This window comes from Allorhizobium pseudoryzae (genome assembly GCF_011046245.1).
GTDB classification, from domain to species: domain Bacteria; phylum Pseudomonadota; class Alphaproteobacteria; order Rhizobiales; family Rhizobiaceae; genus Neorhizobium; species Neorhizobium pseudoryzae.
Genome location: NZ_CP049241.1, coordinates 1,395,791 through 1,409,629, shown reverse-complemented (window position 1 = coordinate 1,409,629; position 13,839 = coordinate 1,395,791). Strand labels below are relative to the sequence as shown.

Annotated in this window: 4 protein-coding genes; 1 reads left to right on the top strand and 3 read right to left on the bottom strand. The window is 63.0% G+C overall.

Annotated features, from left to right (window positions below):
• Positions 1-12: 12 nt before the first annotated feature.
• Together G6N78_RS06930 and G6N78_RS06925 are read right to left on the bottom strand one after the other, a co-directional pair.
• Complete coding sequence (locus G6N78_RS06930) at positions 13-1,140, bottom strand: NAD(P)/FAD-dependent oxidoreductase (protein WP_165216900.1); 1,128 nt, start codon at positions 1,138-1,140, stop codon at positions 13-15.
• A gap of 139 nt (positions 1,141-1,279) precedes the next feature.
• Positions 1,280-2,443 carry a M20 aminoacylase family protein gene (locus G6N78_RS06925; RefSeq protein WP_165216898.1) on the bottom strand — a complete coding sequence of 388 codons (1,164 nt, stop codon included), beginning with the start codon at positions 2,441-2,443 and terminating at the stop codon, positions 1,280-1,282.
• Between the two features lie 500 nt (positions 2,444-2,943).
• Here G6N78_RS06925 and G6N78_RS06920 point away from each other — a divergent pair, with 500 nt between their 5' ends.
• Positions 2,944-11,418, top strand: a complete 8,475-nt coding sequence (locus tag G6N78_RS06920) for a glycoside hydrolase family 94 protein (RefSeq protein ID WP_165216896.1) — start codon at positions 2,944-2,946, stop codon at positions 11,416-11,418.
• 521 nt (positions 11,419-11,939) lie between these two features.
• Here the strand turns inward: G6N78_RS06920 and G6N78_RS06915 are convergent.
• The gene (locus G6N78_RS06915; protein ID WP_165216894.1) at positions 11,940-13,706 is read right to left on the bottom strand and encodes a glucan ABC transporter ATP-binding protein/ permease; all 1,767 of its coding nucleotides are present in this window, start codon (positions 13,704-13,706) and stop codon (positions 11,940-11,942) included.
• Positions 13,707-13,839 lie beyond the last annotated feature (133 nt).

The window sequence follows — 13,839 nt, the reverse complement described above, 5'->3', positions numbered from 1 at the left end:
CCGGAAATCCCGTTAAGCGGAAAGCGTCGCGCGCCGATCGGGCAACAGCTGATCGACCACCTCGCGTGCAATCGCCAGGGAGGCCGTGAGCCCCGGACTTTCGATGCCGAAGAGGTTTACCAGGCCGGCAAGCCCGTGCATGCCCGGTCCATCGATGCGGAAGTCGGCGGCCGGATCATCCGGGCCGCAGATTTTCGGGCGGATGCCGGAATAACCGGGAATGAGGGAGTCCTCCGGCATGCCCGGCCAGTAGCGGCGGATTGCATCGCCAAAGCCTGCAACACGACCGGGATCGACGGCATAGGCGATATTCTCGACCCATTCGACATCTGGGCCGAAGCGGGCCTGCCCACCAAGATCCATCGTGAGATGAACCCCCAGGCCATGCGCATGGGGTGCGGGATAGATGAGATGCGAAAAGGGTGCGCGCCCGGACAGCATGAAGTAATTGCCTTTGGCGTAACGGGTCTGCGGGATTGCCTCAAGGGGCAGTGCGCCGATGCTGACCGCTACCGCGGAGGCATGCAGTCCGCCGGCATTGACGAGCAGCGAGCAGGTAATATCAAGCGGATCGGCGCCCCCGGTCGAGACGATAAAGCCGTCCTCTCCCGGGCGAGCGGCGATCATCGGCGCGCGAAAGGCGATCGCGCCGCCGGCCTCCTCCAGATCACCTCGCAGCGCCAGCATGTAGCCGTGACTGTCGATAATGCCGGTGGAGGGGGATAGAAGCGCCGCCACGCAGGAGAGCGCAGGCTCAAGCGCCATTGCCTCGTCGCCGGACAGGAGGCGGAGATCCGTGCAGCCGTTGGCCTCACCTTTCCGCATCAGGTCTTCGAGCCGCGGGATTTCATCGGCCTCTGTTGCGACAATCAGTTTGCCGCAGCGCCGGTGCTGCACGCCGTGCGTCGCACAATAATCGTAGAGCCTGTTGCGGCCTTCCACGCACAGCTTCGCCTTCAGGCTGCCGACGGGATAATAGAGGCCGGCATGGATCACCTCGCTGTTGCGGGACGAGGTGCCGGTGCCGATGGCGCTGTCGGCTTCCAGGACAAGGACCGACTGCCCGGCCAGAGCCAGTTCCCGCGCACAGGCGAGCCCCACCACGCCGGCGCCGATAACGATCGCATCAACATCGGCCATTCCTTCCTCCCTGGAATCAGCTCGTCATCGAGCCGTGCGAATCTTTCCGATTTCCGCTGCGTTGCAAGCTCAAATCGTAGACGAAGCCGACAGTTCCCCGGATACTGTCGGCGACAGCTCCCGAAAGGCGTCCTGTAGGTCAGGGAGCTTTCAGATAGGTTTCGGCAATCTCGACCCACATGCCGACGCCGATCGGCAGGGCATCGTCGTTGAAATCGAAGCGGGGATGGTGCAGCGGCGGGTCGTTGTCGGTCCTGCCGGTGCCGAGAAGAAAATAGCTGCCCGGGCATTCCTTCAGCATGAAGGCGAAATCCTCGCTGCCCATCGACGGACGGGCGAGGTCGAAGACATTGTCGGGTCCCACCACCTGCCTTGCCACGTCACGGACGAAATCCGTTTCGGTCTTGTGGTTGATGGTCGGCTCGTAACCGCGCTCATACTTGATCGATACGCTCATGCCGTAGCCTGCCGCCTGGCCCTCGGCGACTTCGCGGATGCGTGTCTCCAGCCTGTCGCGCACCGCCTGGTCGAAAGAGCGAACGGTAATCGCCATTTCCGCCCGTTCCGGGATCACGTTGCTGGCCTTGCCGGCGTTGAAGGCGCCGACGGTGATGACTGCCTGGTCCATGGCATGCAGGTTGCGGGAGACGACGGTCTGCAGCGCCATGATGATGCTGGCGCCACAGACGATCGGATCGCTCGCGTCCTGCGGTTCGGCGCCGTGGCCGCCGCGCCCGTTGACGGTGATCACGCATTCGTCGGCGGCGGCCATCATGGCGCCTTCCCGGACAGCGATCTTGCCGAAGGGAATGCCGGGATCGTTGTGCAGGCCGAAGACGGCATCGCAGGGAAATCTCTCAAGGAGGCCGTCATCGATCATCAGCTTGGCGCCGGCGAAATTTTCTTCTGCCGGCTGGAAGATCAGGTTCAGCGTGCCATCGAAATTGCGGCGTTCGGCGAGGATGCGGGCGGCGCCGAGCAGGATTGCCGTATGTCCGTCATGGCCGCAGGCATGCATGAGGCCCGGCGTCTGGCTGGTATAGTCGAGACCGGTTTCCTCCAGGATCGGCAGCGCGTCGATATCGGCGCGGATGCCGATCGATCGTCCGCTCGTGCCGTTCTTCAGCGAGGCGACGAGGCCAGTCTTGGCAAATCCGCGGGTGACCTCGTAGCCGAGTGCGGTCAATTGCTGTGCCAGAAAATCGGAGGTTCTGAACTCGGACAGTCCGAGCTCGGGATTTTGATGCAGGAAGCGACGGGTGGCAACGAATTCCGGAATATAGTTTGAGAACTGGATCGTCATCGTCTCGGTTTTCTTGGTCGGTGGCAGACCTGAACGTTGTTCCAGCCATAGCAGTTGGCCGGGCGTCGGGTAAACCCGCCTGTCGCACCAGTGCCGGCACCCGGTATGCTGTCGGCGAGCCGTTAATCCTGCCACAGAATCCCGCTTGAACGCGGATGATCTTGATGTCATGGAACCTTCGGAACAGTGAGGACTTTACGAACGATGCGGTTCCTCAGCCCGTACCGTTCCACGCATCAATACATCGTATTCTATCTACCAACCGGCTGAAAATGTTCAGGTTTCATTCATGCCTGGAGGAATAGAGGCGAACGGTCATGGTTTTGGAGAAGTATGTGGACAGATCTGGCCCTCCCGTTCGCGCTTTTGTCCCCCGCAGACAGGCTCGTCAGCCGTCGCCTTGCGGCGCGCCCTGGCATGCCGTTTGCGCCTGTCGCCTTTGATCTCGTCGCCCGCTCGACCCCTCACATCAGTGCCACTCATTCGTAGAAGCCGCCCCAATGTCCTTTCATAATACGCCTGCTGCGACCTCCCGCGAAACCGAAGGCAAGCAAATCGACCACAACGAGGCGATTAGAGCGACCTATTTCAACGCGGAAGACCTGCGGACCTGCGGCGAAGCGCTGGCAAGGGACGGGGCGCAGACGCTTCCCGGCCTGATGGCCTTCGGTTTCCACGAGCGGCACAAGGAAAACGAAAAGGAAATCCTGCGCGTCTACCGGACGACCGCGAAGGATGTCGAGGCCGGTCAGACGATCACCCCGGCGGCGGAATGGCTGCTCGATAACCACTATATCGTCGAAGAGGCGATCCAGGAGGTCCGGCGCGACTTCCCGAAGAAATTCTACCGGCAACTGCCGACCGTGACGATCGGCGGGCAGGAAATGCCGCGCGTCCTGGCGCTCGCCTGGCTCTTTGTGGCGCATACGCACAGCACGCTGAACCGCGACAACCTGACGGCCATGACCGAGGGCTTCCAGGTGCACCAGTCGCTGGAAATCGGCGAACTCTGGGCACTGCCATCCTTCCTGCGGTTCGTGCTGATCGAAAACCTCCGCCGTATTTCCATTCGCGTGGAAAAATCGCGCCGCATGCGCCAGCAGGCGAATGACGCCGCCGACGAGATCATCAAGCTCAACGACGAAGCCGCCTCGACTGAGATCCTCAAGACGATCGAGCCGCTGACAGACGACAATACCTTCTCCACCCAGTTCCTCTACCGCCTGCGCAACGCCTCGCAATCGCCGAGCTTTGCGATCGCCTGGCTGGAAGCGCGCCTGGAAGCTGCCGGCACCGACACCGAAGAAGTGATGATGGCGGAACAGAACCGCCTGTCCTCCGGCAACCTCACCATGGGCAACATCATCAAGAGCCTGCGTGAGATCGACGACACCGAGTGGAGTGTGTGGTTCGAGGAGGTCTGCCTCGTCGATCAGGTGCTGCGCGAGCAGAGCGATTACAACGAGCTCGATTTCGGCTCGCGCAACTCCTACCGTAACCGCATCGAAAAGATCGCCCGCTACTGCGGCAAGAGCGAAATCGATGTGGCCCGGGCCGCCATTGCCCTGGCACAGGAGGCGAAAAGCGCACCCGAGCCCGATCCGCACCGGGCCAATGTCGGCGCCTTCCTGACCGGCATGTATCTCTCTGAACTGGAAAGCCGTGTCGGCTATACGCCGAAGATCGCCCAGCGCACCATCCGCATCGTGCAGAAGATGAACTGGCTGGCGGTGGCCGTGCCCGTCCTGCTTCTCACCTTCCTGGCGCTCGCTATCGTCGGCGGCTTCCTTGCGCATGCCGGCATGAGCTGGCCGGTCATCCTGCTGTTCCTGCTGATGTTTTCGCTGCCTGCTTCGGAAGGTGCGACGGGCCTCTTCAATACGCTCGTCACCTATATCGTGAAGCCCGCGCGGCTGGTCGGCTACGAGTTCAAGAACGGCATCCCGGACGATGCCCGCACGCTGGTCGTCGTTCCCTGCCTGATCACCAATCGCGATACGGTCGATGAGCTCGTCCGCAACATCGAGGTGCACTACCTCGCCAATCCGCGCGGCGAAATCTACTTCGCGCTGCTCAGCGACTGGAAGGACAGTACGCTTGAGCAGACGGATGCGGATCTGGAAGTTCTCGAATATGCGCGGCGCGAAGTGGCAGCGCTCAGCGCCCGTTACGCCTATGACGGCAAGACCCGCTTCTATCTCCTGCACCGCCGCCGCCTGTTCAACCCGTCCGAAGGCGTGTGGATGGGCTGGGAGCGCAAGCGCGGCAAGCTGCACGAGCTGAACCTGCTTTTGCGCGGCGACAAGGATACGACCTACATGCCGGGCGCCAACACGGTGCCGGACAACGTGCAGTATGTCATGACGCTGGACGCCGACACGCGCCTGATGCGCGACGCGGTGACGAAGCTCGTCGGCAAGCTGCACCATCCGATCAACCGCCCGGTGCATGACGTCAACAGCGGCCGGGTGATCAACGGCTACGGCCTCTTGCAGCCGCGCGTCACGCCGTCGCTGACGACCGGCAAGGATGCTTCCGTTTTCCAGCGCGTCTATTCGATCAGCCGCGGGATCGATCCTTACGTCTTTACCGTCTCCGACGTCTATCAGGACCTGACGGGCGAAGGATCGTTCACCGGCAAGGGCCTCTACCACGTCGATGCCTTCGAGACGGCTCTGCGCGGACGGATCGAGGAAAATGCCGTTCTGAGTCACGACCTTCTCGAAGGGTCGTTCGCCCGCTGCGCGCTCGTCACCGACGTGGAACTGGTGGAAGACTTCCCGACGCGCTACGAAGTGGAAGTGTCGCGCCAGCATCGCTGGGCCCGCGGCGACTGGCAGCTTCTGCCCTATATTCTCGATCCGATGCGCGGCGTGACCGCGCTCGGCCGCTGGAAGATGATCGACAACCTGCGCCGTTCGCTGACGCCGATCGCCTGGTTCTTCTCCTCCGTGCTCGGCTGGTACTTCATGGATCCGCTCGGCGCTCTCGTCTGGCAGATCCTGCTGATCTTCTCGCTGTTCGTGGCGCCGACACTCTCGCTGATCACCGGCATCCTGCCACGCTCCACCGATATCGTGCCGCGCGCACACTTCTATTCGCTGTGGTCGGATGTGCGCTCGGCCAATGCGCAAGTGGCGCTCCGCATCGTCTTCATCGCCGATTCGGCCTTCATGATGCTCGATGCGATCGTCCGCTCTGTCTATCGCCTGTTCGTCAGCCGCAAGCTGATGCTCGAATGGCGCACCGCCGCCAGCATCCAGTCCTCGGCGCAGGGGAGCCCGCAGGAATATTATCGCTCCATGTGGCATGCGCCGGTCGCCGCCGTGCTCGGCCTGATGCTGGCCGCGCTGCCGGATGACAATGCCTTCCTCGTCGGCCTGCCCTTCGTGCTGTTGTGGGTCTTCTCGCCGGTCGTTGCCTGGTATGTCAGCCAGTCGGCCGAAACCGAAGACCGGCTGTTCGTGCCGGAGGCCGTGTCCGTGGAGCTTCGCAAGATCTCGCGCCGCACCTGGCGCTATTACGAAGCCTTCGTGACCGAGGACCAGCACTTCCTGCCGCCCGACAATTTCCAGGAAAAGCCGGAGCCGATCGTCGCCAAGCGTACCTCGCCGACCAATATCGGCGTCTATATCCTCTCCACCGTCTCGGCGCGGCATTTCGGCTGGATCAGCTTCCAAGACACGCTCGACCGGCTGGATCAGACGATCTCGACCGTCGAGAAGATGGACAAATATCGCGGCCATCTGTTCAACTGGTACCACACGGATTCGCTGCTGACGCTCGGGCCGCGTTACGTCTCGACCGTCGACAGCGGCAACCTCGCCGGCCACTTGATTGCGGTGTCCTCTGCCTGCCGCGAATGGGCGGAAGCCCCGTCGGCGCATCTGCAGGCCAATCTCGACGGCATCGGCGATGTCGCCGGCATTCTCTCTGAGGCGCTGGCCGAACTGCCTGACGACCGCAAGACGGTGCGTCCGCTGCGCCGCCGCCTGGAAGAGCGCATCATCGGCTTCGGCAATGCGCTGGCCGCCGTCAAGCGCGAGCACGAATTCGCCTCGATCCGCATCATCAATCTGGCGGTCCTGGCGCGCGACATCCAGAAGCTCGCCGCCAACCTCGATCATGAGGTGAGCAGCAGCCAGAGCACGGAAGTGACGCGCTGGTCGGAATCGCTGGTCGCCGCCTGCGAGGCGCATATCGCCGACAGCACCTTCGACATGACCAATATCGAGCCGCTGCGCCAGCGCCTGATCCAGCTGCGCGACCGGGCCCGAACGCTCGCCTTCTCGATGGACTTCACCTTCCTCTACCGGAAGGACCGCCGCCTGCTGTCGATCGGCTACCGCGTCGAAAGTAACGATCTCGACGAGGCCTGCTACGACCTTCTGGCGTCGGAATGCCGCCTGACCAGCCTGTTTGCGATTGCCAAGGGCGATCTGCCGACCGAACACTGGTACCGCCTTGGCCGTCAGGTCGTGCCGATCGGTGCACGCGGTGCTCTGATCTCCTGGTCAGGCTCGATGTTCGAATATCTGATGCCGCCGCTCGTCATGCAGGAGCGCCAGGGCGGCATTCTGAACCAGACGAACAATCTGATCGTCGAGGAGCAGATGAACCATGGCCGTCGCCTGAATATCCCCTGGGGGATTTCGGAGGCTGCGTTCAATGCCCGCGACCATAACCTGAACTACCAGTACACGAACTTCGGCGTGCCGACGCTCGGCCTGAAGCGCGGTCTCGGCCAGAACGCCGTCATTGCGCCCTATGCCTCCATCCTTGCCAGCCAGTACAAGCCGCTGGAGGCGCTCGAGAACCTGCAGAAGCTGCGCGCCGTGGGTGCGCTTGGCAAATACGGCTTCCACGATGCGGTCGACTTCACGCCGACCCGCGTTCCGGAAGGCAAGCGCTGCGCGGTGGTGTTCAACTACTATGCCCACCACCATGGCATGTCGATCGCGGCCATCGCCAACGTCGTCAACAACGGCAAGCTGCGTGAGCTTTTCCATTCCGATCCGGTGGTGGAAGCGGCCGAACTGCTCTTGCAGGAAAAGGCACCGCGCGAAGTGCCGGTGATGGGTTCGAAGTACGAGCCGGAAACGCCCGGCAAGGGCCAGGCCGACCTGCTGCGCCCGGAAGTCCGCACGATCCAGGATCCGGCCGGCCGCGACCGCGAGATGGTGTTCCTGTCGAATGGTCACTACTCGACCATGATGACGGCGACCGGCACCGGCTATTCCCGCTGGAACGGCCTTTCCGTCACCCGCTGGAAGCCCGATCCGGTCGAAGATCGCTGGGGCAATTTCATCTTCCTGCGCGATACGGCAAGCGGCGAATGGTGGTCCACCACATCCGAACCGCGCCGCATCGATGGCGAGAAGGCCAAGGCCGTCTTCAGCGACGAAAAGGCCGAGTTCCACAAGACGGTCGGCACGCTGGTTTCCAGCGTCGAGTGCATCGTTGCCACCGAACATGATGCGGAAGGCCGCCGCTTGACGCTGCTCAACACCGGAACGGAAGACCGCTTCATCGAAGTGACCTCCTATCTGGAGCCGGTGATTGCCCATGAGGATGACGACAACGCGCATCCGGTCTTCTCGCGGATGTTCATCCGCACCGAAATCGGCCGCCGCGGCGATGTGATCCGCGCCTGGCGCAACAAGCGCAATCCGAACGAGCCGGCGATGCAGATCGCGCATCTTGCCGCCGACAATGCCGGATCTTCGCGCCCGACCGAGTTCGAGACGGATCGTCGCCGCTTCCTCGGCCGCGGCCGCACACTTGCGGAAGCCGCCGCCTTCGATCCGGATGCGACGCTCTCCGGCACCGATGGCTTTACGCTCGACCCGATCCTGTCTCTGCGCCGCGTCGTGCGCGTGCCCGCAGGCAAGAAGGTGAGCGTGATCTTCTGGACCATCGCGGCCCCGAGCCGTGAGGAACTGGACGTTGCGATCGAGCGCTATCGCCATCCGGATTCCTTTGCGACGGAACTGACGCAGGCCTGGACGCGCGTTCAGGTGCAGATGCGCCATATCGGCATCAGCTCGCAGCAGGCTGCCGCCTTCCAGCATCTCGGCCGCTATCTTGTCTATCCGGACATGCATCTGCGGGCGGATGCGGCGACGGTCGAAGCCGGCCTTGCCTCGCAGCGCCAGCTTTGGGGCCTGTCGATCTCCGGCGACCTGCCGATCTTCACGCTGCGCATCAATGACGAAATGGATATGGATGTCGTCAAGGAAGCCCTGTCGGCGCAGGAATATCTGCGCTCGCGCGGCGTCATGGCGGATCTTGCCGTCGTCAACGAAAAGCCGGCCTCCTACGCGCAGGACATGCAGCACGCGATCGACCAGATCAGCGAAAGCATCCGCCGGCTCGGCCAGTCGGAAGGCCGTCAGCAGGTGTTTGCGCTGCGCCGCGACCTGATGGACGATGCCACCTGGGCAGCGCTGATTGCCGCCTCGCGGGTCGTCCTGCATGCCCGCAATGGCAAGATCGAAGACCAGGTGGCGCGCGCCGTCTCGCTCTTCTCCGCCCCGCGCGGCGTGGAAAGCGAACTCGACCGGCGCGCGCTTCTCTCGGCCACCGATTTCGGTCGTCCCGCCGAAATCAACGGTTCCGACCTGCAGTTCTGGAACGGTTACGGCGGCTTCTCGAAGGAGGGCGACGAATATGTTGTCCGTCTGGCCGGTGGCGGTGCGACGCCGCATCCGTGGATCAACGTCATCTCCAACGAGATGTTCGGTTTCCATATCTCGGCGGAAGGCGCCGGCTTCACCTGGAGCCAGAACTCGCGCGATTATCAGCTGACGCCCTGGGCCAACGATCCGGTCGTCAACCGTCCGGGCGAGGCCTTCTATGTGACGGATCTGGAGACGGGTTCGGTTGCGACCCCGTTTGCGGCCCTGTCGCGCCGGCCGTCCGTCCAGTTCGAGGCGCGCCATGGGCTTGGCTATTCCACCTTCACGGCGGATGAGGACGGTCTCCTCCTCACGCTCACACAGACGGTGGACAGCGTCCGTCCGGTCAAGTTCTCGAAGCTGACCATCCAGAACACCAGCGGCGCGCCGCGCCGTTACCGTGTCTACGGCTATGCCGAATGGATTCTCGGCAACAATCCGCAGCGCACGCAGCCGTTCATCCTCAGCAGCCGGGACGAGGCGACGGGCACGCTGTTCGCGACGAACCCGTTCAGCATCGATTATCACCGCACCGCCTTCTTCGGTATCGATGGCGAGGCTTCGGGCTTCACCACCAGCCGGCGCGACTTCCTCGGTCGTTTCGGCACCATTGCCGCTCCGACGGCGGTGACGAACCGCTCCGCGCTCAACGGCTCGCTCGAGCCCGATGGCGCGCCCTGTGCTGCCCTTGCCTATGACATCGAACTGTCGGCCGGCGAGGAGAAGGTTGTTACCTTCTTCATGGGCGACTGCGCGACCCGCGAGGAAGCGGCGGCCCTGGCCGCCGAGGTGAAGGTATCGTCCTTCCACGGGGTGCTGAAGACGACGAACGATTTCTGGCAGGAATTCACCGGACGCCTGCAGATCTCGACGCCGGACAAGGCGATGGACCTGATGGTAAACCGCTGGCTGCCCTACCAGGCGCTCGGCTGCCGCATCCTGTCGCGCACGGCCTTCTACCAGTCGTCGGGCGCCTATGGCTTCCGCGACCAGTTGCAGGATACGTTGGCCTTCCTGATCCATCAGCCGGATCTTGCCCGCCGCCAGATCGTCAATGCCGCCAGCCGCCAGTTCAAGGAAGGCGACGTGCAGCATTGGTGGCTGCCGGGGACGGGAGCGGGTGTCCGCACTTCGATCTCGGACGATGTGGTTTGGCTCGCCTACGCGACGCACCAGTACATCGAGGCGACCGGCGACAGCGCGATCCTGAATGAGACGACGCCCTTCCTGCAGGGGCCGATGCTGACCGCCGGCCAACACGATGCCTTCTACAAGCCGGAGATTTCCGACGAACAGGCATCGCTCTACGAACATGCGGCCCGCGCACTCGATCTCGCGATCAAGCGGACCGGCTCCAACGGCCTGCCACTGATCCTCGGCGGCGACTGGAACGACGGCATGAACCGTGTCGGTGTGGGCGGTCGCGGCACCAGCGTCTGGCTCGGCTGGTTCTTGGCGGCTGCATTGCGCCGCTTCCTGCCTTACGCCGAAGAGCGGGCCGATCAGGCCCGTGTCGAACGCTGGACCGCGCATCTGGATGCGCTGAAGCATGCGCTGGAAACGGCGGGCTGGGACGGCACTTATTATCGCCGCGGCTATTTCGACGATGGCGGTCCGCTGGGTGCCAACGGCAACCTCGAATGCTCGATCGATTCGCTCGGCCAGTCGTGGAGCGTGCTTTCCGGCGAAGGCGATCCCGCCCGTCAGCAGCAGGCCATGAACGCGGTGATGGAGAAACTGGTGGATGAGAAGGATGGGCTCATCCGCCTCTTCACGCCGGCCTTTGCCACCACGCCGAAGGACCCGGGCTATATCAAGGCCTATCCGCCCGGCGTGCGCGAAAACGGCGGCCAGTACACCCATGCGGCGATCTGGGTCGTGCTGGCGCTCGCAGCGCTGAAGCGCGGCGATGATGCCTGGAAGGCGTTCAAGCTGTTGAACCCGGTCAATCACGCGCTTGACCAGGCCTCTGCCGATCACTACCGCGTCGAGCCTTATGTCGTGGCGGCTGACGTCTACGGCGTCGGGGACCTGACCGGTCGCGGCGGCTGGACCTGGTACACAGGTTCGGCCGGCTGGCTCTACCGCGCCGCCGTCGAAGGCATTCTCGGCATTCGCCGCGAAGGCAACCGCCTCTTCGTCCGTCCGGTCCTGCCGGCGGAATGGGACGGCTTCTCCGCCGAACTGACGTTGGACGACAAGACCTACAAGATTGCCGTGACGATGAGCGATGGCAACGCCACGGTGACCGTCAACGGCTCTGCCGTTGCGGCTGACGAAGGGTTTGTGCTGGGTTGACAGTTCCGAACGCCCCGACCTGAACGAAAACGGCCCGGCTGCAGTCACTTGCAGCCGGGCCGTTTCGTTTGGATCTTGACCGGATCAAGTGGGGCGAAACGCCAGCCGTACCACCCACGTCGGACAGGGTCGAGGCCGTTCGTCGCTTCGGCCCTGAGCAGCGCATCGAGCCTTCGGAATCGTTCTCTCGCCTCCAGGGTAGAAACGAATGATGCCTAAAAGACCGTGTTAACAGGGGTGAAGCAATCGGTCGTCAGCCTGCGATTGACGATGCGCGGCGCCGGCTGTTCTCAGCGTCTCGAAGGCAAAAAATCCGATCTGCCGCAGGGCGGGAAAATCTGCAGTCCCTGCCGGCCGAATTTGGACGTGAAGCATGTTGGTTGCAAGGGCGCACTCGGTGAGGCTCATCATCAAGCACAGAGGAGGGTGCAGGATGCCCTACATAAAGAAGGATGCGCAAATTCTGGATCTGCGCATCCTTCGTCTCATGTCGATGGTGATGACGGGCGGGTAAGCACGGCTCAGGCCGGTTGGGGCAGGGCCGGCGGGGGCACCTTGGCATCATCGGCCAGAATGCCGCTCGTCTTCAGCAGCGAGGCAAAACGGCCTCCGAGCGCGCTTAACTCATCATAGGTGCCCTTTTCGATGATCCGGCCGTGATCGAGGAAGAGCACAACGTCGGCATCGCGGATAGTGGACAGCCGGTGGGCGATGATGAAGGTCGTGCGATCCTTGCGCAGCCGGTCGATGGCTTCCTTCACCCGCTGTTCCGTCTCCACGTCGAGCGCGCTGGTCGCCTCGTCCAGCACCAGGATCGGCGCGTTCTTGAGAATGGCGCGGGCAATGGCGATACGCTGGCGCTCGCCGCCGGAGAGCCGGTTGCCGCGTTCGCCGACATGGGTGTCGAAACCGGCAAGGCGGCTTTCGATGAACTCCGTCGCGGCAGCGGCTTCGGCTGCGGCAACCACGTCCGCATCGGTCGCATCCTCGCGGCCAAGGCGGATGTTGTCGGTGATCGAGCGGTTGAGAAGACCGGCATCCTGGAAGACGGTCGCAATCGAGTGGCGCAGCGATTTGCGTGTCACACCGGCGATATCCGTGCCATCGATCAGGATCTTGCCCTGCTGCGGATCATAAACCCGCTGGAGCAGGTTGATCAGCGTGGTCTTGCCGGCGCCGGTCGGGCCGACGATCGCAACCGTCTGCCCCGCCTTTGCGGTAAACGAGACGTCGCGCACGCCCTGCGTCGTATTGGCGAAATCGAAGGAGACGTCGCGGAACTCCACCTCGCCGCGGACATTCGCCAGTTCGCTGGTGCCGACCGGCTCCTCGCGATCCTTGACCGAATCCTCCAGGCGGAAGAAGTCCTCAAGCTTCGAGCGCGCCTCGAAGATCTGCGTCGCAAACTGGCGCAGCAAATCGAGACGGCCGATCAGCAGGTTGGCAAAACCGATGAAGGCGATGACATCCCCCACTTTGATCTCGCCGTTGCGGACCAGGACGACGCCGATGATCAGGATGATCAGCATGGAGATGGTCGAGGCCATGCGGTTCAGCGCGCTGGCCAGCGCCCACCAGTCGAGAACGGGAAACTGCGCGGCGATCAGCCGTTCGGTAAAGCCCTTCAGGGCCCGGGTTTCCGCTTCGATGCGGTTGTAGCTGTGCAGCACCGTGACATTGCTGATCGAATCGCTGACATGCGAGAAGACTGTATGATAATGCCCTTCGACGGAGGCCTGACCCTCCTTCGTCCGGTTCATGACCGTTCGGCCGATGATCCAGTAGATCACGCCGAGCACGATCAGCACCGAGCTCAGGCGCCAGTCCATGGACAGCGCCGTCGGCAGCAGCATGGAAAGCGCCACGATGGTGGCGAGGTGCGTGCGCATGAATTCCAGCCAGAGGCCGAACAGCGTTTCGCTGGCCCGCAACAGCGTGTGCAGGGCATTGGAGGTACCGCGCTGGTGATGCCAGGCCAGCGGCATGGAGATGATGCGGCTGAAGGCTTCCGTCAGAAGCGTTGCGCGGCGGCCATGCGCCAGGCGGTCCGCCTCGCGCGCCACCAGCACGTAAGCGATGGTGTTGAACACCCCGAAGCCGCCCCAGAGAATGAGGATCGGAGTGACGTCGCCGCCGTCCGAGAGCGCATCGATGATGCGACCGAACAGAATGGGCTCCGCGATGGTTATGACCGCCAGGACAATGTTGGCGATCACCACCATGGTGACGCGAACGGGGCTGGAGCTCAGATATTTCAGCGCTCGCGCATAGACCTGAAACAGACTCACAGGAGGTTACCTCGTTAATCTCAAAGGCAAACCCTTAGCAGGAAAGACCTGTATGGAGCGTGAACGCCACCACTCATCCACAGACGCAAAGTCTTATCTGTGCGTGAACAAGACACCTCTTGCAATCCAAGGG